Source organism: Pseudonocardia sp. NPDC049154 (genome assembly GCF_040648315.1).
Lineage (GTDB): Bacteria > Actinomycetota > Actinomycetes > Mycobacteriales > Pseudonocardiaceae > Pseudonocardia.
The window spans coordinates 92,475-116,671 of the sequence record NZ_JBEZDN010000012.1 but is presented as its reverse complement, the minus strand read 5'-3'; the positions used below and the strand labels follow the sequence as shown (position 1 = coordinate 116,671).

The window sequence follows — 24,197 nt, the reverse complement described above, 5'->3', positions numbered from 1 at the left end:
CGGACTCGACATCAAGCAGCTCACGCTGCGGATCAGACCGACCCTGCACCCGCCCAGCCTGCCAGCCGGGCGAGATCAACACCCGAACCCACGCCACGACCTTTTCAGCAGCCTCCTAGGCAGCCGCGACGTACTCGAGTCGCGCGACGACCACCTGGAACGCGGCGTGGTCGGGCCCGTGCGGGACGACCGCCGCGGCGACGCCCGGGAGGCGGTGCACGGCGGCGTCCCGCGCCCTGCGAGCGTACTGCTCCCACGCCGCGAGCAGGGTCGCCGTGCCGCGGGTGTACAGGTCGGCGTCGATGTCCCCGCCGGGTTTCCCGTCCCTCACCATGTCGGCGGACTCGCCCGCGGCGCACCCCTCCGCAACGGAGTTCAGGCGCCTCCGACCAGGTCGGCCCGCCCGCGCACCGCGGCGGTCTCGACGAACCGGGCGACGACGTCGTGCACGAGGTCGCGGTCGTGCTCGTTGAGGACGTCGTGCAGGTCGCCGGGGAAGGTGCGGACGGTCGCGTCCGGCAGCCGGGCGGCGATCTCGTGCGTGTCCTGCACCGGCACCACGGGATCCGCCTCGCCGTGCACCATGAGCACGGGTACCGCGGGCCGGCCGTCGGCGAGCCCCGCGGCGATCTCGGGCCAGGTGGCCGTGAGGGCGAGCAGGGTCTCCCGCCGGAAGCCGCCCTTCCAGGTCAGCGGGTCGTGCAGCAGGGCGTGCACGTAGTCCGGGTGCGTGCTCAGGAACTCGGTGGGCTCGCCCTCGCCGGTCTCGTCGGCCCCGGTCGCCAGCTCGGCGTCGACCCACTCGAGCGGGCGCAGCGGCCCGGCGGAGAGCACGAGGGCGTCGGCGGCCTGCGGGGCGCGCAGCCCCAGCAGCATCGTGGTCACCGCCCCGCCCGAATGCCCCACGACGACCACGGGTGAGCCGGGGTGCTGCGCGCGGACGATCCCGACCAGGGTGCGCGCGTCGTCGACCAGGTCGTCCCAGGAGGGGATCACCGCTCGTGCGCCGTCGCTGCGCCCGTGCCCGACGGCGTCGAGGGCGTGGACGGCGTGCCCGTCGGCGACGAGCCGGCGGGCCAGCGGGTCGTAGAGGCCGAGGTGCTCGCCGTAGCCGTGCAGCACGACGACGGCGCAGCGGGCCTCGCCCGCGGGCAGTCGGCTGTCGTGGAAGATCCGGCCGTGACGGCCGTCGAAGGTTGCCATGACGGCAGCGTGCGCGGCGTGCCTGTCAGCCCGGTTTCATCGACCTGGCACCCGGCGGTCAGATCCGGGAGAGCGTGTACTCCGTCTCCATCTCCAGCAGGTGGTGGATCTGCTGGGCGACCGACTCCTCGATCTTCCCGCCGATGATCGGGACCTTGACCGTGACGTCGATCTTCACGACCAGCTCGGATCCCTCGCCGCGCGGGGTGAGCCGCATGGTGCCCTGCGCGTTCGCGGGCATCCCCGGCAGCTCGACGCCGACGGTGCCGTCGTACCCGTCGCCGGAGCGGGTCCAGCTCTCGTCCCGCTCGATGGTGATGCCGCGCGACCCGACGAAGGACTTCACGACCCCGGGCAGGTCCTTCTCGTCGATGCCGTGCCGGATCCGGTACTTGGCGCCGTTCTCGTCGCCGGTGTACTCGAGGATCGCCGCGCCCGGGCCGCCCATCGTGGCGAGCCGGTCGCCGAGGACCTCGCGGTCGACCATGGTGGCGTACACCGTGTCGACGGGGTGGGGGCTGGTGGCGCGGAACTCCGTCGGGCGGGACACGGCCGGAGGCTACCCCTCCCGCTACCGTGGCGCCCTGTGCAGACCTCCCCCGCGCAGGACGAACAGGCCGGTCCGGTCCACGTCGGCGCGCCGCTCGCCCCGCTGACGACCCTGCGGCTCGGCGGTCCCGCCGCGCGGCTGATCGAGGCGCCGGACGCCGGGACCGCCGTCGACGCCGTCCGCGCGACCGACGAGTCCGGCGAGCCGTTGCTGCTGCTCGGCGGCGGGTCCAACGTCGTCGTGGCCGACGAGGGCTTCACGGGCACCGTCGTGCGGATGACCGGGGGCGGGACCGCGATCGAGCGGCGCCCGGACGGGTCGGTCCTGCTCACGGCCGAGGCGGGGGAGGACTGGGACGCGGTGGTGGCCGCGACCGTCGCCCAGGGACTGGGCGGGCTGGAGTGCCTGTCCGGCATCCCGGGCCTGACCGGCGCCACCCCGGTGCAGAACGTCGGGGCGTACGGCGTGGAGGTCTCCGCCCTGCTCGTCGACGTCGACCTCTACGACCGGCGCACCGGCACGGTCCGCACCCACGTCCCGGCCGCCGAGCTGGGCCTCGGCTACCGCACCAGCGTCCTCAAGAACACCGACGCCGCGGTCGTGCTGCGGGTGCGGTTCGCACTGCCCGGGGGCGGGGCCAGCATGCCGATCGCCTACGCCGAGCTCGCCCGCACGCTCGGCGTGGACCCCGGCTCCACGGTGCCCGCCGAGGTGGCCCGCGAGGCCGTGCTGGAGCTGCGCCGCGGCAAGGGCATGGTGCTCGACGCCGCCGACCACGACACCTGGAGCGCCGGCTCCTTCTTCACCAACCCGATCGTCGACGAGGCCGCGGTGCCGGACCCGGCGATGCCGCGCTGGCCGGCGGGGGAGGGCCGCACGAAGCTGCCCGCCGCCTGGCTGATCCAGCACGCCGGCTTCGCCCCCGGCCACGAGGGGCCCGGCGGGCGGGTCGGGCTGTCGACGCGGCACGTCCTCGCCCTGACCAACCGCGGTGCGGGCAGCACCGGGGACCTGCTGGCGCTCGCCCGCGAGGTGCGGGCCGGGGTGCTCGACAGGTTCGGGATCGCGCTGCACCCGGAGCCGGTCCTCGTGGGCTGCACGCTGTAACCGACCGTGACGTTTCACCGGGCGGGGCGGCGTGCAACCCCGCCCGCGTCGGCGGTCGTCGCTGACGGTGGTGACGCGTAACCTCGTCGACCGGACATTGCGCACGAGCAACGTCCGCCGCTCCGTCGCGTCCTGGTACGGGGGCGGCGAATTCCTACGGGGGAGGACGATGAGGCGGATCCTGCTGGTCCTGGCCGTGATCGCGGTCGGGACCGTCGGTGTGGTCACGGCGGCGACGGCCGCCGGGCGCGGCGGTGACACGACACCGGCGCTGCTCGCGCGCGCGGCGACGCTGGCCTACCAGCCGGCCGCGCAGGCCACCGGGGTCAGCCCCACGTCACCCGTCTCGGTGAGCGTGACGGACGGCACCCTCGAGCAGGTCGCGCTGACCAACCCGCAGGGGAAGCAGGTCGCCGGCGCGCTCAACGCGGACCACACCGTCTGGACCAGCAGCGAGCCCCTGGGCTACGACACCGAGTACGCCTGGTCCGGCACCGCGAAGGGGGAGGACGGCGTCGGCGTGCCGCTGGCGGGCGGCTTCCACACCGTCGTCCCCGTCAAGCAGGTCCGCGGCGTGATCAACATCGGCGACGGCCGGACCGTCGGTATCGCCGCCCCGATCGAGATCCAGTTCAACAGCCACGTCGAGGACCGCGCGGCCGTCGAGCGGGCGCTGAGCGTGCAGACGTCGGTGCCGGTCGAGGGCGCCTGGGGCTGGCTGCCTGACGAGGCGGGCGGTTCCCGGGTGCACTGGCGGCCGAAGGAGTACTGGCCGGCCAACACCGAGGTCTCGGTCGCCGCCAAGCTCTACGGCGTCGACTACGGCGGCGGGCAGTTCGGTGCCGCGGACGTGACCAGCGATTTCTCGATCGGCCGCGCGCAGATCGTCAAGGCCGACGCGCAGTCGTTCCGCATGGTCGTGATCCGGGACGGCCAGCAGGTCGCGAACTACCCCGCGAGCTACGGCCTGGCCGCCGACCCGGACCGCAACACCCGCTCCGGCGTCCACGTGGTCACCGAGAAGTTCACCGACAAGCGGATGACCAGCCAGCAGTACGGCTACGACGTCGTGGAGAAGTGGGCCGTCCGGATGAGCAACAACGGCGAGTTCATCCACGCCAACCCGGCCTCGGCGAACGCGCAGGGCTCGTCGAACGTCACCCACGGCTGCGTCAACCTGTCGCTGGCGAACGCCAAGGCCTACTACGACACGGCGCTCTACGGCGACCCGGTCGAGGTCACCGGCACCCCGGTGCAGCTCTCGGCCAGGGACGGGGACGTCTGGGACTGGACCCTGTCCTGGGACGAGTGGCAGCGCCTCTCCGCGCTGTAGGGGACCCGGCCACCGGGGCCCGGGCGCGGGATTGACGCTCGGCCGCGTCGGGTAGGCAGGGCCCATGACCGATCCGTCCGTGAACGACACCGGGCACGCCACCGCTGCGGAGCGTGCCGAGACGCGCGCCGAGCCGCTGCCCGAGGAGGCCCGGGTGACGGAGCCGGACGAGGACCGGTACGCCGAGGCCGAGGGCATCCTCGAGGACTCCGAGGAGCGCATCGCCGAGGCCGACGCCGGGCGCGCCCCCGCCGACGCCGCCTCCGAGAACCGGCGTTCGGAGGACACCGTCTGAGACGTCCCGGGCGGTCAGCCCTCGCGGTAGGCCCGGCTCGCGCTGGCCTGGGCCCGCGGCATGAGCGTGATCTGGTCGAGGTTCACGTGGCTCGGGCGGGTCGCCGCGAAGGCGATCACGTCCGCCACGTCCTCGGCCGTGAGCGGGGTCAGGCCGCGGTAGACGTTGTCCGCCTTCTCCTGGTCGCCCTCGAACCGGACCAGCGAGAACTCCGTCTCGACCATCCCGGGGCAGATCTCGGTGAGCCGGATCGGCTCGCCCAGCAGCTCGCCGCGCAGGGTGCGGTGCAGCATCGCCTGGGCGTGCTTGGCGCCGGTGTAGCCGGCGCCGTTGTCGTACGGCGCGAGGGCCGCGATCGAGGTGACGGTGACGATGTGCCCGTCGCCGGAGGCGCGCAGCTTCGGCAGCAGCCCCTGCGTGAGCCGGAGCGTGCCGATCACGTTGGCCTCGAACATCCAGCGCCAGTCGTCCTCGTCGGCCTCGGCGACCGGCTCGAGGCCCCTGGCGCCGCCGGCGTTGTTGACCAGCAGCCGGCACTCCGGGACCGCCTCGACGAAGGCGGCGGCCGACTCCTTGTCCGTGACGTCGAGCCGCAGCGCGGTCCCGTCGATCTCCTTCGCGACGGCCTCGAGCCGGTCGACGCGGCGGGCGCCGAGCACGACGTGGAAGCCCGCCTCGGCGAGGGCGCGGGCGGTGGCGGCACCGATGCCGGAGCTGGCGCCGGTGACGACGGCGGTGGGACGGTCGGTCATGCCGCGAGCCTAGTTCGCCGGGTCGGCCGGGGCCGCGTGACCGACCGGGGTCAGTCGTCGAGCCCGCGCTGGGCGAGCCGCGACCCGCGGCGCGCCGCCGCCCGCTGCCAGCGGAAGATGCCGAAGCCGATGGCGCCGAGCACCGCGCCGGTCACGCACGTGGTGAACCAGATGTCGAGCGGCCGCCCGCCCACGAGGTGGGCGACGAGCAGGCCCACCGCGCCGAGCACCCACACCAGCGTCCCGATCGCCGTGACCAGCGTGACGTCGGTGGTGCTGCGGGGCAGCGACGGCGGGTCGACCACGGACGGAGCCTAGCCCCGTCGGGCGTCCGCCCGGCGCGAACACCGCCCTCGGTGAACACGGGCCCGTGCGGCGGTCCGCGCTGCCACGCTCGGCGGCATGGACGTCGTCGATCTGCGGCCGGACCTGCGGATGCTCGTGGGCACGCCCGGCCAGGCCTACCTCCACCGCCGGGGCGACGAGGTGCTGCTCGTCGACACCGGCCCCGTCGGCAGCGGTCCGGCGCTCGCGGCGGCGCTGCGCGACTGGGGTCTGGGGCCCGAGGCGGTCACGGACGTCGTCCTCACGCACTGGCACGCCGACCACGCGGGCTCCGCCGCCGAGGTCGCGACCTGGCCGAACGCCCGGATCCTCGTGCACGCCGCCGATGCCCCCGTCGTCCGCGGCGAGCGGCCCGGGCCACCGCCCGTCCTCACCCCGGCCGAGGAGGTCCTGCACCGGCAGGTCGCCGGGGACCTGCCGGACGCGCCGCCGGCGCGGGTCGACCACGAGCTCGCCGACGGCGAGGTGCTGGCGTCCGGCGCGCGGGTGCTGGCCACGCCGGGACACACCGCAGGCAGCCTCGCGCTCGTGCTCGACGACGCCGGCGTCGTCTTCACCGGGGACCTCGCCGCCGAGCACGAGGGCGGGGTGATCCTCGGGCCGTTCAACGTCGACCGCGGGCTCGCGCACCGGTCGTTCCGGCGCTTCGGCGGTGTCGACGTCGAGCTGGCCTGCTTCGGGCACGGGCGCCCGGTCGCCGGGTCGGTCCTGCGCGCGGCGGCCCTCGCGGCGGAGGTGCCGGACCCGCTCGGCTGACGACCGGTTCCCGCTGCTCACCGGGGCGCCCCACGAACGGTGTCCGGAAGGCCCACCGGTCGAGCGGACCGGGGTGCGGGCGCTTACCGTGTTCGCCGTGCTCGAGCGTCTGTTCAAGCTCACGGAACGCAAGACGACGTTGTCCCGCGAGATGCGCGGCGGCCTCGTCACGTTCGTGACGATGTCCTACATCATCGTGCTGAACCCGCTGATCCTCGGCAGCGTGGCGCCCGGTGACCCGAGCGCGAAGGCCGACGCGCTCGGGAACATCCTGCCGATCGGGCAGGTGGCGGCCGTGACGGCGCTCGTCGCCGGCGTCATGACGATCCTGTTCGGGCTCGTCGCGAACCTGCCCTTCGCGATCGCGACCGGCCTCGGCATCAACACCCTGCTCGCGGTCACGATCGCGCCACTGATGACCTGGCCCGAGGCGATGGGCCTGGTCGTGCTCGACGGCGTCGTCATCGTGGTCCTCGCCGTCACCGGCTTCCGGACCGCGGTGTTCAACGCCGTGCCGGCCGCCCTCAAGTCGGCCATCGCCGTCGGCATCGGCGCCTTCATCGCGCTGATCGGGCTGGTCGACGCGGGCTTCGTCCGGCGCCTGCCCGACGCGGCGAACACGACGGTGCCGGTCGGCCTGGGCATCAACGGCTCGATCGCCTCCTGGCCGACCTTCGTGTTCGTGGTCGGGCTGCTGATCACGGGTGTGCTGGTGGTGCGCGGCGTGCGGGCGGGCCTGCTGATCGGCGTCGTCGTCACGACGGTCATCGCGATCGTCGTCGAGGCGATCGTGCACGTCGGCTCGTCGGCGACCAACCCGAAGGGCTGGTCGCTGTCCGTCCCGACGCTGCCGGACAGCGTGGTCGGCTGGCCCGATCTCTCGCTGGTCGGGGACTTCTCCTTCGGCGCCTTCGGCCGGCTCGACGTGCTGACCGTCATCCTGCTCGTGTTCACGCTGGTGCTGGCCAACTTCTTCGACGCCATGGGCACCATGACCGGCCTCGGCCAGCAGGCCGGGCTGGCCGACAAGCAGGGGCAGCTGCCGAACATCGGCCGGGCCCTGGTGGTCGAGGGCGCCGGCGCGGTGGCCGGCGGCGTCGGCTCGTCGTCGTCGAACACGGTGTTCGTGGAGTCCGCCTCCGGCATCGCCGAGGGTGCGCGCACCGGGCTGGCCAACGTGCTCACCGGCGTGCTGTTCCTCGCGGCGATGTTCTTCACCCCGCTCTACGCGATCGTGCCGGTGGAGGCCGCGGCGCCGGCGCTCGTGATCGTCGGGGCGCTGATGTTCCGGCAGGTCGCGGGCATCGAGCTGACCGAACTGCGCACCGCGCTGCCCGCCTTTCTGACGATCGTCGTCATGCCGTTCACCTACTCGATCGCCAACGGCATCGGGGCCGGCTTCATCAGCTACGTCGTGCTGTCCGCGGCCACGGGCAAGGCGCGCCAGGTGCACCCGCTGATGTGGGTCGTCGCCGTGGCGTTCGTGGGCTACTTCGCGGTCGGCCCGTTGCGTGAACTCTTCGGGTAGTTGTAGTAAACTAACTACATCGTGAGTGCTGTCGCCGAAACCCCGGTCCCCGCAGGTTCCGATACAGGTTCCGAGAGCGCGCACTCACCGCCGGGCGGCATGTTCGCCTCGCTGCGCGTGCCCAACTACCGGCTCTTCATCTCGGGCCAGGTGGTGTCCAACGTCGGCACGTGGATGCAGCGGATCGCGCAGGACTGGCTGGTCCTCGACCTCACCCACGGCAGCGCCACGGCGCTCGGGATCGCCGCGGCCCTGCAGTTCGCGCCCACGCTCGTGCTCTCGCTGTGGGGCGGAGTGCTGGCCGACCGGGTCGACAAGCGGCTCGTGCTGGTCGGGATCCAGCTGGCGATGGGGCTGTGTGCGGTGGCGCTCGGCTCGGTCGTGCTCACCGGCGTCGTCGCGCTCTGGCAGGTCTACCTGCTGTGCCTGCTGCTCGGCTGCTTCTCCGCGCTCGACGCCCCGATGCGGCAGTCCTTCGTGTCCGAGATGGTCGGCCCGGGCCAGGTGGTCAACGCCGTCGCGCTCAACTCGCTGTGCTTCAACCTCGCCCGGATCGTCGGTCCCGCGGTGGCCGGCGTGCTGATCGTCGCGGTCGGCACGGGCTGGGTGTTCCTGATCAACGCCGTGAGCTTCGCCGCCGTGATCACGGGTCTGCTGCTGATGCGGCCGGAGAAGCTCCACCGCACCGAGCGGGTGCCGCGGGCGCCCCACCAGCTCCGCGACGGCCTCGCCTACGTCCGGGGGCGGGCCGACCTCGTCGCCGTGATGGTGCTGGTCTTCCTGGTCTCGACCTTCGGCATCAACTTCTTCATGACGCTCGCGCTGCTGGCCCGCAACGTCTTCGGCCGCGACGCCGAGGGCTACGGCCTGCTCACCACGCTGCTGGCCGTCGGGTCCGTGCTCGGTACCACTGCGGCCGCCCGGCGCACCCGCAAGCCGCGGCTGCGGCTGGTCGCGGGGGCCGGGCTGGCGTTCGGCGCGCTGCTCGTGGTCGCCGGCCTGATGCCGACCTACCTGGCGGCGGGGCTCGCGCTCGTGCCCGTCGGGTTCGCCGCGCTGATCTTCACGACGGCGGCGAACTCGTCCGTGCAGCTCTCGGTCGACCCGACCATGCGCGGCCGCGTGATGGGCCTCTACATGCTGCTCCTGCTGGGCGGCACGCCGTTGGGTGGTCCGCTGCTGGGCCTGCTGGCCGAGCACTTCGGCGGCCGTGCGCCGCTGGTCGTCGGAGGCATCGTGACCGTAGTGTCCGTGGTGGCCGTCGGGCTCGTCCTGGCCCGCCGCTCCGGGTTCCCGGGACTCGTCCGGAGCAAGGGGTTGACGACAGAAGCAAGGTAAGGCTAACCTTTATCTCGTCGCTTCGTGGTGGGAGCGGCGCGTCAGTTCGGGAAGGACCAGGCCCTCCGGCTCCGGCCGGGGGGCCTGGTTCGTTCCCGGGCCCGTCCTACCGGCGCCGGGTGAGCCCGACGCCGACGAGGCAGAGCGCGCCGCCGAGCAGGGCCAGCGCGGGCGGGGCCTCGCCGAGCAGGAGTGCCGACAGCGCGACCGTGATCGGCGGGACGAGGTAGGTGGTCACGCCGAGGCGGCCGGCGTCCATCCGTGCCAGGGCGTAGGCCCAGGTGCTGAAGGCCAGCGCGGTGGGGACGAGCCCGAGGTAGACCAGCCCGGCGGTCGCGCTCCAGGAGGCGGCGACGGCGTCCCGGGCCAGCCCGCCGGCGAAGGGCAGGCAGCCGGCGGTCCCGATCGCGCAGGCCAGGAACGTCACCTGCAGGGCGGGCAACCGGCGCAGCACGGGCTTCTGCGCCAGCACCCCGATCGCGTAGGTCACCGCGGCGACCACGCACAGGACGATGCCGAGCAGGTCCGAGCCGTCGCCGCCGGCCGTCGACGCACCGATCACCACCGCGCCGGCGAAGGCCACCCCGGCCCCGATCAACAACCAGCGCGGGAAGCCCTCGTGCAGCAGCACGCCCGCGAACAGGGCGATGAGGATCGGGCCGATGTTGACCAGCATCGCCGTCGTGCCGGCGTCGACGCGCTGCTCCGCGGCGTTGAGGGCAACGTTGTAGACGGCGAACCAGGCCACGCCGCACAGCACCAGCAGGGCCCACTCCCGGCCCGTCGGGCGGACCCACCGGCCCCGGACCAGGAGCAGCGCGCCGAGCGCGAGGGTGCCGACGGCGAGGCGGCCGAGCGCGAGCGCGCCGGGGTCGTAGGCGCGGCCGACGAAGCGGATCCCGACGAACGCGCTCGCCCAGGCCAGCACGGTCACGCAGACCGCGGCCAGGGCGCCCCAGCGAGGTCCCGGCGCGGTGGTCGTCGGTGCTGCGGCCGTGGCCGCCGGTTCGGTGGCGGGAACGTCGGGTCCGGTCGCCGGGACGTCCTGGGCGGGCTCGTGCACGGCTCGACGCTATGCCCCGTCGTGGGCGAACTCGCGCGGATTTCCGACAGGGGGTTGCGGCCGCAGCAAAGGGTAGGCTAACTTCATTCACGTCGCTTCGTGGTGGGAGCGGCGCGTCAGTTCGGGAAACGAGTGGGGGGCCGCCGGGGGCGCCGGGGGGCGCCCCCGGCCGGGGGGGCCCCGGCCGCCCACGTCCTGAGTGGGGGCCCCCCCCCCCCCCCTACCCACCATCTCCCCCGCGCGGCGTGGTGGGGCGAGGCCGCCCAGCGCTCCCCCCCGCCGGCCCCCCCCGGCCCCCCCCCCCCCCCCCCCCCCGCGTCCGGGGGGCCCGCGGCGTCACAGGTCGTACTGGCGGACCCAGTCGACCTCCATCCGGGACTCGCGGACGTCGCCGCCGTGCGGGAACCAGTCCAGCTGGATCGTCAGGTGCATCGGCCCCGGCGGCAGCGGGCCGGTGTCCTCGGTGCGCCACCACTCCTCGCCGTCGACGAAGGCCGCGATGTGGTCCGGCGTCCACTCCACAGCCCAGTTGTGCCACTGCGTGGCGTCGATCTCCACGCTGCCGTGCAGCTGGGAGTTGTCCGAGCCGTAGTGCAGGAACATGTCGGTGCTCTGCCGGTCCGGGTCGGACATCTCCATGAAGTCCACCTCGCCGCCCGACGGCCAGTCCTCGGCGTCGGGCCACAGGAGGAGCAGGGCGTGGTAGCTGGGGTCGCTCTCCGGCGCCCGGACGCGGCCCTCCCAGCGGCCGTACTTCTGGCCGGGGTTCCAGGCCATGCCACCGGTGGTGCCGTCGGGTGAGCCGGTGACCACGAGGACGCCGCCCTGGGTCGAGAAGGCCTCCGGGGAGCGGCGGCCGTTGCCGCCGTGGCCCTCGCCGTCGTAGAGGCCCCAGCCGTCGAGGCCGGCGGTGAAGTCGTCCTCGCGGTTCGGGGTGCCCCAGCCGAGGCTCGCGGCGGCGGTGCGACCCTCGCCGGTGCGGCTCTCGACGGGGCGTCGGCCGGGCTCGGCTGTCCTTCCGGTTCCGCGGGTGAGGGCGCCCGGCCGGTCGCGGGGCTCCGGCTCGGTCCGCAGGGAAGTGGCCGGGCGGCGCGGCGGGGCCGGGATGCGCCGGACCCGCTCGCCCCCGCTGTCCGCGCGTTCGGCGGCCGTCCGGACCACCGGGACGTCGGCCGGTGAGGCGGTCGCGCCCGGCCCGACGAAGCCGAGCAGCGCGGCCACCCCGGTGGCGAGCAGGCGGGCGAGGTGGGCGGTCAGGTCGGTGGGTGGCACGGCGTCACTCGTCCTCGGGGTTCACGGGGCGCTCACTGGGCGAAGCTGACGTGGACGTGGTCGAAGTGGCCGCCGGTGACGTCGCTCGTGTCGTAGACGCTGCTGGTGTACGGCAGGCCCCAGCCGCCGTCGTCGGTGACCGAGGGGTCCCAGTAGCGGCCCTGCCAGATCAGGTACGCGACGGCGAGCGGTCCGGCGTGCTCGCGCAGGTAGTTCGCGACCGCCCAGCCCGCGGCGAGGGCGTCGGCGTCGGGGAAGGCACCGGCCGTGCCGGGGAAGAAGTCGCAGGCCCGGCCCTGCGGATGGTCGCTGCGCGGGTTCCAGGCGTGGGCGTCCCAGCAGCCGGCCGAGCGGATCACGGGGCCGCCGCCGAGCGGGCCGAACGCCGCGGCCACCGCCGCGACGCCGTGCCGGGTCGCGCCCGTGACGCAGCCGTCGCCGCCGGTCGGGTCGGGTGGCGTGCAGGCGGTCCGGCCGCCGGTCCACGCGCCGGGCCGGGCGGTCGGTACGGCCCGCTCGCGGGCGCCCGACACGGCCTTGCGCAGGGCGTCCGGGCAGGCGGCCGCGCAGCTCCCGGCCGGTGCGGGGTGCCGGAGCAGCGTCGCGACGCCGGTGCGCAGGGCCGAGCAGGTGCGCCGCAGCTCGGTGACGGGGGCGGGCTCGTCCGCGGACCGGGCCGCCACCCGCCGGACGAGACCGGCACGGCTGGGTGCGAGCTCGGGGCACTGTTCGGCGGTCATGCGCTCGAGGAGCGGCGCGCGGGTGGGGGCGGGGATCAGGCGGACCTCGCCCGGCTCGGCGGGCTCGGCCGCAGCGGCATCCGGTGTGCCCGGCGCCGCGAGGGTTGCGGCGAGCGCGGCGGTGAGCAGGAGGCGGAGCACGGGGTCACGCCCGCCCGCCGACGTCGAGCGGGTCGCCGACGTCGAGGATCCGGATCCCGCGGACCGGGCGGAGGTCGGGGTGGGTGGGGGCCGGTCGGGGTGCGGGTGCCGGAGGGGCGGTCGTGGTCGGCGACGGGGTCGTCGGATCGTGCGGGGTGGGATCGAGGACGTTGGTCGGGGCGGGTGGGGTGGTGCTCGGGATGTCGATGAGGGCGCGAGGCGCGTTCACAGCTGCGACCGGCTCCCGCTGAGGGCGAGGGACGGCGACCGAGGTGAGGGGGCCGTCGGCGCCGACCGGGACGAAGGCGCGGTACGAGGTGGAGCCGGCCTCCGCCGTGTGCCGCGGCTCCGGCGGCTGCGCCGTCGTAACGGGCGTCGGCTGGTGCCGGAGGGCGGTCGTCGTCGGCGCTGCTGTGGTAGGCGGTGTTGGGAGCAGCGTCGGTTCCCGGCGGAGGGTGGCGGCGACCGGCGGGGTAGCGGGCGGGCGGGGCGTGGGGGCGGGGCGGCCCAGGCGGCCCGAGTCCGCGACGGCGCGCGCCAGCCGCGTGACGGCGTCGAGGTAGGGCCGCAGCGTCCGCGGGAGCCGCTCTCGCGGCGTTCCGAGCAGGCCCGCGGCCTCGCGGTACGGGTCGACGATCCCGCGCCAGCGCCCCACGTGCGGCACCAGCACCACCGCCGCCCAGCCGGGGCCGAGCTCGTCGAGCCGCTCGGGGTGCCGCCGTTCGGCGCCGTCGACGGTCACGGCGAGCACCGGCGGCACCGCCGTCGGGTCGAAGAGGTCGGCGATCCGCACCGCGCGGTCCAGCGACTCGGCGCTGCTGCGGCAGACCACGATGTCGGCCTCGATGCCCGCGCCGGTCCCGCCGTCATGACCGTGCAGGGCGAGGGCGAGCGTGGTGACGCCGACGCCGCCGGAGACGCCGGCGACGGACGGTGGGCGGAAGCCGGTCATCGGATCTCCAGGGGAGCGTCGTCGTCGAGGTCGGTGTCGAGGTCGGTGTCGAGGTCGGCGGGGTCGTCGGGGACGGTCACGGGCCGGTCGGCGAGGTCGTCGAGCTCCTCCTCGGCGTCGACGACGAGCCGGTCGCCCTCCACCCGCACGGCCACCCCGATCCGCACCCACCGGCCGGGCAGGCCGCGCCAGCCGCGCGCGGCGGGAGCGGGTGCGGCGGCGGGGACGGCGGGCCCGTCGTCGAGGTCGTCCGCGGGCCCCGGACGCCCGCCCGGGACCCGGCGGTAGGGGGTGACGCGGACCCGGACGTCGACGAGCACCCGGCCCTCACCGTCGGGCCGGACGAGCCCGGGCAGGGCGAAGTCGGCGCGCTGTCGGCCGTGCCCGGACCAGCCGAGGTGCACCGGCCTCCGGTCGGCCAGGTAGTCACCGAGCACGCGGGCGCGGCGGTCGGGGTCCTCCTCGTCCCAGGAGAGGTAGTCGGCGGCGAAGGCGGCGGCGAGCGCCGCAGCCTCCGCCGGGTGGGGAACGGGATCGGTCGGCTGGCTGTCGGGGGATCCGAGCGCGGAGTCGACGGGACGGGGAAGCGGGTCCGGCGGCGTAACCGAGCCGGCGGTCCCGGCGGGATCGGCCGACTGTCGGTTCGGCTCGTCGCGGAACCGGTCGGGCGGCGGCCGGTCGACGTGCGCGACGGACCACGCCGCAGCGACGGCGGCGGAGCCGGAGTCGGGCCAGCCGCGGTGCCCGTCGGCCGCAGGGGCGGCCGTGATCGGCGCGAAGCCGTGCGGGTCGGTCGGGGGATCGTCGGGCTCCCGGCCCCGTGGCGGACCGAGGAGGTCCTCGGCGCGCCGGGAGAGCCGGGCGTGGCTCGTCGCGCTCCCGGGGACGATCTCCCGCGGCACCCCGGCCGGGCGGCCGAACATCCGGAAGGCGGCCACGTCACCGCCTCCCGGGCATGCGGAACTGGGACATCGCTCCCTCTCGTGGGCAGGCGCTCCCGCCCGCGGAGGGCCGCGGGTGCAGCGAGCGGAGGACCGGTGGTGCCCGGATCGCGGGCGACGGCCGGTGGGACGAGAGGGACCCTAGGAACGAGGAGCGCCGCGGCGAGGCGGAACGGAGCAGGAGTTCACGATCGGGAACGGCCACCCCCCGCTAGGTCAACCGGATCTCCCGACTCGCGGTGCCGGAACTCCCGACTCGCAGTGCCGGATCTCCCGACTCGCGGTGCCGGATCTCCCGACTCGCGGCTCACAGCGCGAGTCGGGCTGTGCAGCACCGCGAGTCGCGAGATCCGGGACCTCGAGTCGCAACCCTTGACACCCGCGAGCCGGAGTGTCGCCTCCTGCGAGTCGGGGTTCGCGGGGTCGGCGCGTCAGGCGGGGAGGGGCCAGGTGTGGACGGGCTCGTTGGCCTCCGAGGCCTCGAGGTACCGCTCCAGCATCCCGGTCAGCGCGCCCTGCCGGCTGCTGCCGCGGGCCTCGAGGGCGGCGACCGTGTCGAGCTGCCAGGTGGCGCCCGTCCGGCCCGTCACGCACCGCCGCTCGATGACCGTCAGGTACCGGTCGCGGACCGCCGCGCTGACGCCCCACCGGGCCAGGCCCTCGTGGGCGAGGGGGAGGAGCTTGCGGAGGGCGAGCTCGTCGGGCTTGATCCACCCGGTCCCCGGCCAGTAGAGCGGCGCCTCCATGCCGTGCCGCGCGGCCGTGGTGAAGTTCTCCTCGGCCGCCTCGAACGACATCGACTGCCACAGCGGCTGGTCGGACTCCACGAGCACGCGCAGCAGCCCGTAGAAGAACAGCGCGTTGGCCACCATGTCGACGGCGGTCGGTCCGGCCGGCAGCACCCGGTTCTCCAGCCGGATGTGCGGCTGGCCGTCGGCGACGTCGTAGACCGGCCGGTTCCACCGCCAGATCGTGCCGTTGTGGAGCTTGAGCTCGTCGAGGTCCGGCACGCCGCCGTTGCGCAGCGTGGTCATCGGGTCGGAGTCGCCCGGGAACGGGACGATGCCCGGGAAGTAGCGCGCGTTCTCCGCGAACAGGTCGAGCACCGACGAGATCCAGCGCTCGCCGAACCACACCCGAGGCCGGACGCCCTGGTTGCGCAGCTCGACCGTCCGGACGTCGCAGGCCTGTGTGAACAGCGGGATCCGGGTCTCGGCCCACAGCCGCGAGCCCAGCAGGAACGGCGAGTTCGCCCCCAGCCCGAGCTGGACGCCCGCGAGGCACTGCGCCGCGTTCCAGTACGCCGGGAACGAGCTCGGCGACACCTGCAGGTGCAGCTGCATCGACGTGCAGGCGGCCTCCGGGACGATCGTCTCGAAGTCCTCGGTGAACCGTTCCGGCGCGACCGCGTGCAGCCCGCCCGGGTCGCCGCCCGAGATGTCGACGTGGATCGGCTCGCCCCGCGCCGCCAGCATCTGGTCGTTGAGGACGGCGTAGCGATCGTCGGCCGAGATCGACTCGGCGCCGAGGTGGTGGCGCTCCAGCGTCGGCAGGATCCCGATCATCGCCAGCTGGGACTTGCAGTCCCGCGCCTTGGCCCGGGCGACGGCCAGCTCGTCGAGCAGCTCGTGCTCGAGGTGCCGCCACTGGTCACCGGGCAGCGGGCGGGGCGGGAGGTTCAGCTCGATGTTCCAGCGGCCCAGCTCCGTCTGGAACTCGGTGCCGCCGATGGCCTCGAGGACGTCCTTGCCGGTCATGGACGGGCTCAGTGAGCCGTCGACCAGGTTCAGCTCGACCTCGATACCGGTCATCGGGTCGTCCTCGGCGAACGGGTGCTCCCGCAGCATCGTCGTCAACGCCTCGAGGCAACGCTGCACCTTGGCTCGATACCGCTGGCGTTCCCGCCGACTGAACCGGGTCCGGTCGACGTCCTGGCCCATGCTCTCCCGATGCCTCCTAGCTGCCGGTCCGCCCGCGGCGGCTCTCCACCGTGACACATCACCGGAAGCGGCGGTACCGGCTGACCGGGCGACCCCGTGCGACGAACGGCAGGCCACCTGGGACGATCGGTCGCCGTGGCCATCATCACCGCGATCGGCGACCCCACCGACCCCCGGCTCGACGACTACCGCGACCTGACCACCGCCGACCGCCGCCCCGACCGCCCCGGCGGCCGCGGGCTCGTGATCGCCGAGGGCGTGGTCGTCGTCCGACGTCTGATCGAGTCCCCCTATCCCGTCCGCTCCCTGCTGGGGGTACCCCGTCGGATCGAGGAGCTCACCGCCGATCTCGCACACCTCGACGTCCCCGCCTACGCCACGGACGCCGACACCATGGCCACCACCGTCGGCTTCCACCTGAACCGCGGGGTGCTCGCCGTCGCGGACCGCGCCGCGCCCGTCGACGCCCGCGAGCTGGCCCGGACCGCCCGCGTCCTGGCCGTGTGCGAGGGCGTCAACGACCACGAGAACCTCGGCTCGCTGTTCCGCAACGCCGCGGCCCTCGGCGTCGACGGGATCCTGCTCGGCCCGCGCTGCGCCGACCCGCTGTACCGGCGGTCGGTGCGGGTGTCGATGGGCCACGTGCTGCGGGTGCCGTTCGCGCCCCTGCCCGGCCCGTGGCCGGAGTCCCTGGACCTGCTGCGCGAGGCCGGCATGCGGGTCGCGGCGCTGACGCCGGCGCCCGACTCGCTCCCCATCTCGGCGGCCGGCCTGGCGGGGGAGCGGGTGGCGTTGCTGCTGGGCGCCGAGGGGCCCGGCCTGACGCCGGAGGCCCTGTCCGCGGCCGACGTCCGGGTGCGGATCCCGATGGCGACGGGCGTCGACTCTCTCAATGTCGCAACGGCTGCCGCGGTGGCCTTCCATGCGGTGGGGGCGTCCGTAGGCTGAGAAGTGTGCACCTCGCTGCGGGGGGTCAGGTGGTGCTCGGTGAGAAGCGGCCGGGCGATGCCGTGCTGCCTCCGGACCTCACCGCGGACCTCCGCCAATGGGGCGCGGTCGCGGCGAGCATCCGCGGGATCGAGGTGCGGCCCGAGCAGCAGGACATCGTCAGCCGGCGCGGTCGGCAGCTCGCCGGAAGGGTGTCCGACGTCCTGGGCCGGCCGGTCGAGTACGTCGACCCGCTGACCGGGGGCGTCGACCTGGTGCGCGGCCGCACCACCGAACCGATCCCCCTGGTGCCGCCGCATCCCGAGGAACCGACGCCGTGGGCGACCGGCCTCGTGGTCGCGACGTTCTTCGCGGTGCTCGCGGCGATCGGCGACATCACGCTCAGCCGGGCCTTCGGCGAGGCGTTCGGACTGCTGTGGATCCCGGCGAACGTGCTGGTCGTCGGCGGTCTCGCACCCTCACTCTGGCTGATCCGGCGCCTGCCCTTCTGGCGCTGGATGGGGCTCGGCACCGCGGTGGGGCTCGCGGTGGCGTGGGTGGTGCTGCTGCTCGGCCAGTTCCTCTGACCAGCGCGGTCGGCGGGTCGGGCCGTGGTCGGTGGGCGTGCGGCTCGTGGTTCGGTGGTCTCGCGGTGCGGCGCCGGCCGCGGGTGTGCGGGGGCAGACCCGGTGGGTGTGCCGGTGGCGGCGCGGCCTCAGCGGCCGCGGACCCCCAGCAGCACCTCGTCCCACGACGGCATGACCGGCTTGCCCTTCTTGGTGCGCTTGGCAGGCGCGGGCTGGTCGCCCTCGGCCCGGCCGGCGGGTCGCGCGTCGCCGGCCGCAGCGCTCTCGGGCTCGGTGGGAGCCGCGTCGGAGGCCTTGTCCGCCGCCGGATCGGTCGCGTCCGCGGACGCGGCGGCGGGCTCGGCAGGCGTCGCCTTCGCTGCGGCTCCGTTCCGGGCCCGCTCCGCCCGCGCAGGCGCGTCCTCGCTCGCGGCCTTCCCCGCTGCCTCCCCCGGGCCCCTCGAACCGGCGTGCTTCGACCCGGCGCCCTCAGCCGCATCCTCGGACCCGCCGTCCTCGGACCCGGCGTCCGTGGACCCGGTGATCTTCTCCGCGGCGTCCTTCTTCGGAGCCGACCCCGCCCCTGCCGTCGCGGCCCCCGCCGTCGCGGCCCGGTCGACCGGAGCCTCGGTGCCCTCGGCCTTCTCGGCCTCCGACCCCACGGCCTCGACGACCGCGGGCGCCTGGTCCGGCCCGGCCTCGACCGGATCCGACCCGCCGTCGACCGAACCCGAACCCGAACCCGAACCCGAGGCCGAAGCCGGGGCCGAAGCCGGGGCCGAAGCCGGGGCCGAAGCCGGGGCCGAGGACGAGGTCGGAGGAACCGAGGCGGGACCCGAGCCCGTAGCCTCCCGACCCCCGACCTCCCGACCACCCGCCCGTTCGGCACCGTCCCGGCCCGCCGAGGAGTCGATCCCCGGCCGCCCGACGTCGGACGCCCGCGTGTCCGTGGTCAGCGTGTCCGTGCTGCGCGCCGCGGGATGCGTCGGCGGACCGGCCGGCTCCGAGCGCACCTCGGTCCGCGTGGCGCCGCGCACCGGCTCCCGGCGGCCCGGCAGGGACCCGCGCCGCTGTTCCGGCGCGATCCGGCGGGCGTCCCCGTTGACCGCGGCGGGCACGACCTCGTCGGCCACCACCTCCGCGGCGGCGTCGTCCGGCCGCGCCATGTCGATCACCGGGCCGATGGGGCGCAGCGGCTGCTGCGGGCGGCCCTCGACGAGGTCGCGGGCGTGCTCGTCGAGCGCGGTCACCGTGCCGCCGTGGGCGCCCGGCTGGAACACCCAGTGCGCCCGGATGTCGGAGCGGCCGGACCGCCAGCCGAGGGCGACGACCCACTTGCCGTCCTCGCCCTTCCAGCTGTCCCAGTCGGAGCCGAGCGGATCGAGCCCGCGCAGCCCGAAGGTGTGCGCGACGGTCTCGGCGAGGGTCCGGACGTCCGGCCCGTCGTCCCGGACGGGGTGCGCGGCCTGCGCGAGCTCCGCCGTCCGGGTGCGTTCGAGGAGGACCGGATAGGCGAAGCGCTCGATCTTCTGGACGGGCACCCCGGCGGCCGAGGCGACCTGTTCCACGGACGCCCCGGCCCGGATCCGGGCTTGGATCTCGCGTGGTCGCAACTGGCTCTCCAACTCGATAGCGATCTGTCCGAGCCGGGTCAGGTCCCCCCTCGCGGCGGCTCGGAGCTGCTCGTCGGCGGGGACGGTGAACCGTTCGCGGCGCGCCGAGTCCTCGAGGACCACCGAACCGTCCTCGGTGATCCCGACGACCCGCAACGACCGCATATCCGCCGGCCTCCTCGTTCGCTCTGACCCCGTCCGGGTGACGGTAGTTGCCGAATCGTGTCCGACGAGTGAGGCGCGCCGGTGGGTCCTTCCAGCCCTCGACGTGGCCTTCTGGTCCGCACCGGCGACCGCTCCCGCCGGTGGACACTCCGTACCGTCGCACGTCGTGCCAAGATCGGTAAAGCTGAGGCGCATGTTACTGCTGTGACTACGTTCCGTCACTCCCACCCATGCGAAACGGCCGGGTCGCGCGAGGCGACCCGGCCGTTCGGGGAGGGAGCGGCTACACCGGAAGCGCTCAGCCCAGGCGCTCGACGACCCAGTCGATGCAGGCGGTCAGCGCGGCGACGTCGGCGGGCTCGACCGCCGGGAACATGCCGATCCGCAGCTGGTTGCGGCCGAGCTTCCGGTACGGCTCGGTGTCGACGATCCCGTTGGCGCGCAAGACCTTCGCGACGGCCGCGGCGTCGACCGAGTCGGCGAAGTCGACCGTGCCGACGACCTGGGACCGGTGCGCCGGGTCGTTCACGAACGGCGTGGTGTACTCGGACTTCTCGGCCCAGGAGTAGAGCCGGGTCGAGGAGTCCTTGGTGCGCGCCACGCACGCGTCGAGCCCGCCGAGGCCGAGCATCCAGTCGATCTGGTCGGCGAGCATGATCAGCGTCGCGACGGCCGGGGTGTTGTAGGTCTGGTCCTTGACCGAGTTGTCGACGGCGGTGGCCAGCGACAGGAACGGCGGGATCCAGCGGTCGCCGGCGGCGAGCTCGGCGACGCGGCCGAGGGCGGCGGGCGAGAGCAGCGCGATCCAGAGCCCGCCGTCGGACGCGAAGCCCTTCTGCGGGGCGAAGTAGTAGGCGTCCGCCTGGGTGATGTCGACGGGCAGGCCGCCCGCGCCCGAGGTCGCGTCGATCACCACGAGCTGGCCGTCGATCGAGGACTCCGGCCGCACGACCGGCACCGCGACGCCGGTGGAGGTCTCGTTGTGGGCCCAGGCCAGGACGTCGCACGACGCGTCGGCGGTCGGCTCGGGCGCGCTGCCCGGCTCGGCGGACACGATCACCGGGTCGGCGAGGAACGGCGCGCCCTTGGTGGTGTCGGCGAACTTCGACGAGAACTCGCCGTAGGTCAGGTGCAGCGACCGCTCCCGGACCAGGCCGAACGCGGCGGCGTCCCAGAAGGCGGTGGAGCCGCCGTCGCCGAGCACGACCTCGTAGCCCTCGGGCAGCGAGAACAGCTCGCGCAGGCCGGCGCGCACGCGCCCGACCAGGGACTTCACCGGCTTCTGCCGGTGCGAGGTACCCATCACGTCCGCGGCGTCCGCGAGCGCCCGGAGCTGCTCGGGGCGGACCTTGGACGGTCCGCAGCCGAACCGCCCGTCGCCCGGGAGGAGGTCGGCGGGGATCTGCAGGTCGGTGCTGGTCGACGCGGTCACGTACCCCAGTGTCGCAAGCCACGGAAGGGGGTGGGGTGGCGGGCCCGCCCCGGCACGGAGGGTGGCCGGGCGGTTCCGGCCAGGCGGGTGAGGCCGCGTCACCGGAGCGGCGCAGTGCGGCGGCCGTCCGAGCGAACCACCCCACATTTCCGCTTGAGAGTGCAACGTCCCCTCCTGATCGATCGAGATACCGGTCTGGACACGGGACGGAGGACCGAGATGGAGATCGACTGCGCGCTCGCAGCCGGGGTGGCGACGCCCGAGCACGTCGCGCTGGCCGAGGAGCTCGGCTACGCCCGCGCGTGGTGCCACGAGGCGCCGCGCAGCTACCCCGACGCGGGGATGGCGCTTGCCGTCGCCGCCGAGCGGACCTCGCGGATCCGCATCGGCCTGGCGGTCGGCGGGCACTGGCGGCGCGCAGCGGCCGACGCCGGCGCTCTCGCCGACCTGGCCGCACGTGCCCGGGGCCGGGCCGAGCTGGTCGTCGGGCTGCCCGGCGGCACCGGCCGGGACCCGGAGGCGCACGCCACCGCGGTCCGTGAGGTGCTGCGGCGCGAGCACGGCGTCGACGGCGTCCCGGCGTGGGTGGGGCGGCCGGGTGCGACCGAGTACCTGCCGCTGGCGTTCGGCGTGCGCTCGCCGCGCGGGGCCGCCCTGCGCACGGTCGTCGAGGTGACGCCGGGTGCCGACCTGCACCGCGTCGTCGCGCGGCTGCGACCGGCCGGGCTGCTGCTGCGGCCCACGGGCGCCGACGTCGGCCGCGAGCTCGCCGGTTTCGCCGAGGCCGTGCACGCGCTCGAGCTGGCCGGGGTCGCCTGACCTCCGCTCAGGCCCCGGCCGGTGCCCGGTAGATCCGCCGGTAGGCCAGCGGCGACATCCCGATCACGGTGTGCAGGTGCTGGCGCAGCGACACCGTGGTGCCGAACCCGCAGCGCTCGGCGACCCGCTCGACCGGCAGGTCCGTGGTCTCCAGGAGCCGGCGCGCCCGGTGCACCCGCTGCGTCGTGAGCCACCGGCCGGGGCTCTCCCCGGTCTCGGCGCGGAACCGGCGGGTGAAGGTCCGCACGCTCATCGCGGCCCGCTCGGCGAGCTCGTCGAGCCCGATGGGGGCGTCGAGGTGGTCGAGCGCCCAGGCCCGCACGGCGGCGGTGCCCGCGCCGGACACCTCGGGCACGGGCGCCTCGACGAACTGCGACTGCCCGCCCTCCCGCCACGGGGCGACGACGGCCCGGCGCGCCACGGTCGCGGCCACCTCGGTCCCGTGGTCGCGCCGGACGACGTGCAGGCACAGGTCGATCCCGGCGGCGTTGCCCGCAGAGGTGAGGACGTCGCCGTCGTCGACGAACAGGACGTCCGGGTCCAGCGCGACCTGCGGGTAGAGCCGGCGGAAGCGCGTCGTCCAACGCCAGTGGGTGGTCGCGGGGCGGCCGTCGAGCAGGCCCGCGGCGGCGAGCACGAAGGCGCCGGTGCAGATCGACATCACCCGGTCCGCGCCGCGCAGCACCCGCGCGACCTGCGGGTCGACCGTGCCGTCGGTGGTCCAGGTCCCCTCGAGGTGCCCGGGGACGACGAACGTGTCGGCCTCGTCGAGGATCTCCGGTCCGTGCTCGGGCAGCACGGAGTAGCCCGCCGAGGTCCGGACTGGCCCGCCGTCGAGCGTGGTGACCCGGACGTCGTAGAGCGGCCGGTCGTCCGGCCCGACGGCGCCGCCGAGGAGCTTGTGCGGCAGCCCGAGCTCGAACGCGATGACGGTCGGCATGGCCAGGACCACGACGCGGTGCATGGCCGGATTCTTTCACAGAGTGGCCGTCCGGCCACTTCCGTCCGCGCCGCGGATCGGCGACGCTGCATCGCGTGAGCGAACTCAGCACTCCCGTCCGCCGCCGGCGCGTGCACCCGGCGTGGTGGGCGGCCGCGGCGACCTTCCTGGCGATCATCGGCGCGGCCGGCTTCCGGTCGACGCCCGGTGTGATGGTCGAGCCGCTGCACGCCGAGTTCGGCTGGTCCATCGGGGAGATCTCGGTGGCGCTGTCGGTGAACCTGGCGCTCTTCGGCCTCACCGCGCCCTTCGCGGCGGCGCTGATGGAGCGCTTCGGGGTGCGGCAGGTGGTGGCGGTCGCGCTGGCGATGGTGGCCGTGGGCGCGGGCCTCACCGTGTTCATGACGGCCTCGTGGCAGCTCGTGCTGCTGTGGGGCGTGATCGTCGGCCTGGGGACGGGCTCGATGGCGATGGCCCTGGTGGCGACGGTCGTCGGACGCTGGTTCGTGGCCCGCCGCGGCCTGGTCACGGGGATCCTCACCGCGGCCAACGCCACCGGCCAGCTGATCTTCCTGCCGGTGATCGCGCACGTCGTGGAGAGCTCCGGCTGGCGCACCGCGTCGATCACGGTGGCGGCCGCGGCGCTGGTCGTGGTGCCGGTCGTGCTGCTGCTCCTGCGCAACCGCCCGTCCGACGTCGGCGAGCTGCCCTACGGCGGCACCGAGGCCGACGTCGTCGAGCCGATCCGGTCCGGGGCGGCCCGGCTGGCCGTCGGGACGTTGGTCCGGGTGGCGCGGGTGCGCACCTTCTGGCTGCTCGTGGCCGGGTTCTTCGTCTGCGGCGCCACCACGAACGGCCTGATCCAGACGCACTTCGTGCCCGCCGCGCACGACCACGGCATGCCGGCGACGACGGCCGCGAGCCTGCTCGCGCTGGTCGGCATCTTCGACGTGGCCGGGACGGTGCTCTCCGGCTGGCTCACCGACCGCTTCGACCCGCGGATCCTGCTGGGCGCCTACTACGTGCTGCGCGGGGTGTCGCTGGCGCTGCTCGTGCCCCTGTTCGGCGCCGACCTCGACGCCAGCATCTTCGCGTTCGTGATCTTCTACGGCCTGGACTGGGTCGCGACGGTGCCGCCCACGATGGCGTTGTGCCGCGAGTGGTTCGGCTCGACGGCGCCGATCGTGTTCGGCTGGGTCTTCGCGAGCCACCAGCTCGGTGCCGCGGCCGCGGCGCTGGCCGCCGGGCTCGTCCGGGACGCCCTCGGCAGCTACGACGCCGCCTGGTACGGCGGCGCGATCCTCTGCGTGCTGGCCGCGATCGCGTCCCTGGCGATCCGCCGCATCCGCACCCCGGCGCCCGTCCCGACCTGCCTGTGAGTGGCGGTTGTCGGTATAGCGACTATAGCCACCCACGAGGGCAGGGGTCGAGCAGGTGGAAGCCCGCGCCGTCCGGGGGGGGGCGCGGGCCCGGGCCGGG

The 24,197-nt window shown here is 74.8% G+C and carries 24 protein-coding genes; 10 read left to right on the top strand and 14 right to left on the bottom strand.

The annotated features are described in order from the left end of the window. Positions 1–115 precede the first annotated feature (115 nt). The 3 genes from AB0B41_RS09715 to AB0B41_RS09705 are packed head-to-tail and all read right to left on the bottom strand — an operon-like array spanning position 116 to position 1,753. The gene (locus tag AB0B41_RS09715) at positions 116–334 is read right to left on the bottom strand and encodes a hypothetical protein (protein WP_358200962.1); all 219 of its coding nucleotides are present in this window, start codon (positions 332–334) and stop codon (positions 116–118) included. A 41-nt stretch (positions 335–375) separates the two neighbouring features. Further along, entirely contained in the window at positions 376–1,203 is an 828-nt protein-coding gene (locus AB0B41_RS09710; RefSeq protein WP_358200960.1) for an alpha/beta fold hydrolase, read from the bottom strand. A 58-nt stretch (positions 1,204–1,261) separates the two neighbouring features. Beyond that, on the bottom strand, positions 1,262–1,753 hold the full coding sequence (locus tag AB0B41_RS09705) for a DUF2505 domain-containing protein (protein WP_358200958.1): 492 nt from the start codon (positions 1,751–1,753) through the stop codon (positions 1,262–1,264). A gap of 36 nt (positions 1,754–1,789) precedes the next feature. Between AB0B41_RS09705 and AB0B41_RS09700 the strand changes: the two genes are divergently transcribed. From AB0B41_RS09700 to AB0B41_RS09690, 3 genes are all read left to right on the top strand, one after another. Then, positions 1,790–2,860 carry a UDP-N-acetylmuramate dehydrogenase gene (locus AB0B41_RS09700; RefSeq protein WP_358200956.1) on the top strand — a complete coding sequence of 357 codons (1,071 nt, stop codon included), beginning with the start codon at positions 1,790–1,792 and terminating at the stop codon, positions 2,858–2,860. A gap of 169 nt (positions 2,861–3,029) precedes the next feature. After that, positions 3,030–4,193 carry an Ig-like domain-containing protein gene (locus AB0B41_RS09695; RefSeq protein ID WP_358200954.1) on the top strand — a complete coding sequence of 388 codons (1,164 nt, stop codon included), beginning with the start codon at positions 3,030–3,032 and terminating at the stop codon, positions 4,191–4,193. Positions 4,194–4,257: 64 nt separating this feature from the next. Beyond that, positions 4,258–4,488 (top strand): hypothetical protein, encoded by a 231-nt coding sequence (locus AB0B41_RS09690; protein ID WP_358200952.1) that lies wholly within the window; start codon positions 4,258–4,260, stop codon positions 4,486–4,488. A 14-nt stretch (positions 4,489–4,502) separates the two neighbouring features. On the opposite strand, the gene AB0B41_RS09685 is transcribed toward AB0B41_RS09690, so the two are convergent. Next, positions 4,503–5,240 (bottom strand): SDR family NAD(P)-dependent oxidoreductase, encoded by a 738-nt coding sequence (locus AB0B41_RS09685; RefSeq protein ID WP_358200949.1) that lies wholly within the window; start codon positions 5,238–5,240, stop codon positions 4,503–4,505. Between the two features lie 50 nt (positions 5,241–5,290). Beyond that, positions 5,291–5,545 (bottom strand): DUF2530 domain-containing protein, encoded by a 255-nt coding sequence (locus AB0B41_RS09680; protein WP_358200947.1) that lies wholly within the window; start codon positions 5,543–5,545, stop codon positions 5,291–5,293. Positions 5,546–5,642: 97 nt separating this feature from the next. Between AB0B41_RS09680 and AB0B41_RS09675 the strand changes: the two genes are divergently transcribed. The 3 genes from AB0B41_RS09675 to AB0B41_RS09665 all read left to right on the top strand — a co-directional run bounded on the left by AB0B41_RS09675 (position 5,643) and on the right by AB0B41_RS09665 (position 9,207). Beyond that, positions 5,643–6,341: an MBL fold metallo-hydrolase gene (locus tag AB0B41_RS09675; protein ID WP_358200945.1), complete on the top strand. Its 699-nt coding sequence runs from the start codon at positions 5,643–5,645 to the stop codon at positions 6,339–6,341. A gap of 151 nt (positions 6,342–6,492) precedes the next feature. Continuing rightward, positions 6,493–7,869, top strand: coding sequence for an NCS2 family permease (locus tag AB0B41_RS09670; protein ID WP_358200978.1), 1,377 nt, complete (start codon positions 6,493–6,495; stop codon positions 7,867–7,869). 99 nt (positions 7,870–7,968) lie between these two features. Continuing rightward, a complete protein-coding gene (locus AB0B41_RS09665; RefSeq protein WP_358200943.1) occupies positions 7,969–9,207 on the top strand; it encodes an MFS transporter in 1,239 nt (412 codons plus the stop codon). A 106-nt stretch (positions 9,208–9,313) separates the two neighbouring features. Here AB0B41_RS09665 and AB0B41_RS09660 read toward each other — a convergent pair whose 3' ends face one another. The 6 genes from AB0B41_RS09660 to AB0B41_RS09635 form a co-directional block, all read right to left on the bottom strand. Then, positions 9,314–10,270, bottom strand: a complete 957-nt coding sequence (locus AB0B41_RS09660) for a DMT family transporter (protein ID WP_358200941.1) — start codon at positions 10,268–10,270, stop codon at positions 9,314–9,316. A 336-nt stretch (positions 10,271–10,606) separates the two neighbouring features. After that, positions 10,607–11,542 (bottom strand): glycoside hydrolase family 16 protein, encoded by a 936-nt coding sequence (locus tag AB0B41_RS09655; RefSeq protein WP_358200939.1) that lies wholly within the window; start codon positions 11,540–11,542, stop codon positions 10,607–10,609. 32 nt (positions 11,543–11,574) lie between these two features. After that, positions 11,575–12,423: a hypothetical protein gene (locus tag AB0B41_RS09650; protein ID WP_358200937.1), complete on the bottom strand. Its 849-nt coding sequence runs from the start codon at positions 12,421–12,423 to the stop codon at positions 11,575–11,577. A gap of 4 nt (positions 12,424–12,427) precedes the next feature. Further along, positions 12,428–13,375, bottom strand: a complete 948-nt coding sequence (locus tag AB0B41_RS09645; protein ID WP_358200934.1) for a hypothetical protein — start codon at positions 13,373–13,375, stop codon at positions 12,428–12,430. Further along, a complete protein-coding gene (locus AB0B41_RS09640; protein ID WP_358200932.1) occupies positions 13,372–14,313 on the bottom strand; it encodes a hypothetical protein in 942 nt (313 codons plus the stop codon). Before AB0B41_RS09640 ends, AB0B41_RS09645 begins: the two co-directional genes overlap by 4 nt. A gap of 434 nt (positions 14,314–14,747) precedes the next feature. Next, entirely contained in the window at positions 14,748–16,256 is a 1,509-nt protein-coding gene (locus AB0B41_RS09635; RefSeq protein WP_358200930.1) for a glutamate--cysteine ligase, read from the bottom strand. A gap of 135 nt (positions 16,257–16,391) precedes the next feature. Here AB0B41_RS09635 and AB0B41_RS09630 point away from each other — a divergent pair, with 135 nt between their 5' ends. Continuing rightward, the gene (locus AB0B41_RS09630) at positions 16,392–17,204 is read left to right on the top strand and encodes an RNA methyltransferase (RefSeq protein WP_358200928.1); all 813 of its coding nucleotides are present in this window, start codon (positions 16,392–16,394) and stop codon (positions 17,202–17,204) included. 5 nt (positions 17,205–17,209) lie between these two features. Further along, a complete protein-coding gene (locus tag AB0B41_RS09625; RefSeq protein ID WP_358200926.1) occupies positions 17,210–17,770 on the top strand; it encodes a DUF2537 domain-containing protein in 561 nt (186 codons plus the stop codon). 128 nt (positions 17,771–17,898) lie between these two features. On the opposite strand, the gene sepH is transcribed toward AB0B41_RS09625, so the two are convergent. Together sepH and serC are read right to left on the bottom strand one after the other, a co-directional pair. Then, positions 17,899–19,527, bottom strand: a complete 1,629-nt coding sequence (gene sepH / locus AB0B41_RS09620; RefSeq protein WP_358200924.1) for a septation protein SepH — start codon at positions 19,525–19,527, stop codon at positions 17,899–17,901. 298 nt (positions 19,528–19,825) lie between these two features. After that, positions 19,826–20,959 carry a phosphoserine transaminase gene (gene serC / locus AB0B41_RS09615; RefSeq protein ID WP_358200922.1) on the bottom strand — a complete coding sequence of 378 codons (1,134 nt, stop codon included), beginning with the start codon at positions 20,957–20,959 and terminating at the stop codon, positions 19,826–19,828. Positions 20,960–21,178: 219 nt separating this feature from the next. On the opposite strand from serC, the gene AB0B41_RS09610 reads away from it, so the two are divergent. After that, positions 21,179–21,778, top strand: a complete 600-nt coding sequence (locus tag AB0B41_RS09610; RefSeq protein ID WP_358200920.1) for an LLM class flavin-dependent oxidoreductase — start codon at positions 21,179–21,181, stop codon at positions 21,776–21,778. A 7-nt stretch (positions 21,779–21,785) separates the two neighbouring features. On the opposite strand, the gene AB0B41_RS09605 is transcribed toward AB0B41_RS09610, so the two are convergent. After that, positions 21,786–22,742 carry a helix-turn-helix domain-containing protein gene (locus AB0B41_RS09605; protein WP_358200917.1) on the bottom strand — a complete coding sequence of 319 codons (957 nt, stop codon included), beginning with the start codon at positions 22,740–22,742 and terminating at the stop codon, positions 21,786–21,788. A gap of 71 nt (positions 22,743–22,813) precedes the next feature. Here AB0B41_RS09605 and AB0B41_RS09600 point away from each other — a divergent pair, with 71 nt between their 5' ends. Then, the gene (locus AB0B41_RS09600; RefSeq protein ID WP_358200915.1) at positions 22,814–24,097 is read left to right on the top strand and encodes an MFS transporter; all 1,284 of its coding nucleotides are present in this window, start codon (positions 22,814–22,816) and stop codon (positions 24,095–24,097) included. The last annotated feature ends 100 nt before the right edge of the window (positions 24,098–24,197 follow it).

Bases quoted from the DNA above. Each gene is read 5' to 3' on its own strand.
- AB0B41_RS09715 (WP_358200962.1), bottom strand. From the start codon at position 334: ATGGTGAGGGACGGGAAACCCGGCGGGGACATCGACGCCGACCTGTAC.
- AB0B41_RS09710 (WP_358200960.1), bottom strand. From the start codon at position 1,203: ATGGCAACCTTCGACGGCCGTCACGGCCGGATCTTCCACGACAGCCGA.
- AB0B41_RS09695 (WP_358200954.1), top strand. From the start codon at position 3,030: ATGAGGCGGATCCTGCTGGTCCTGGCCGTGATCGCGGTCGGGACCGTC.
- AB0B41_RS09690 (WP_358200952.1), top strand. From the start codon at position 4,258: ATGACCGATCCGTCCGTGAACGACACCGGGCACGCCACCGCTGCGGAG.
- AB0B41_RS09685 (WP_358200949.1), bottom strand. From the start codon at position 5,240: ATGACCGACCGTCCCACCGCCGTCGTCACCGGCGCCAGCTCCGGCATC.
- AB0B41_RS09675 (WP_358200945.1), top strand. From the start codon at position 5,643: ATGGACGTCGTCGATCTGCGGCCGGACCTGCGGATGCTCGTGGGCACG.
- AB0B41_RS09670 (WP_358200978.1), top strand. From the start codon at position 6,493: ATGCGCGGCGGCCTCGTCACGTTCGTGACGATGTCCTACATCATCGTG.
- AB0B41_RS09665 (WP_358200943.1), top strand. From the start codon at position 7,969: ATGTTCGCCTCGCTGCGCGTGCCCAACTACCGGCTCTTCATCTCGGGC.
- AB0B41_RS09645 (WP_358200934.1), bottom strand. From the start codon at position 13,375: ATGACCGGCTTCCGCCCACCGTCCGTCGCCGGCGTCTCCGGCGGCGTC.
- AB0B41_RS09635 (WP_358200930.1), bottom strand. From the start codon at position 16,256: ATGGGCCAGGACGTCGACCGGACCCGGTTCAGTCGGCGGGAACGCCAG.
- sepH (WP_358200924.1), bottom strand. From the start codon at position 19,527: ATGCGGTCGTTGCGGGTCGTCGGGATCACCGAGGACGGTTCGGTGGTC.
- AB0B41_RS09610 (WP_358200920.1), top strand. From the start codon at position 21,179: ATGGAGATCGACTGCGCGCTCGCAGCCGGGGTGGCGACGCCCGAGCAC.
- AB0B41_RS09605 (WP_358200917.1), bottom strand. From the start codon at position 22,742: ATGCACCGCGTCGTGGTCCTGGCCATGCCGACCGTCATCGCGTTCGAG.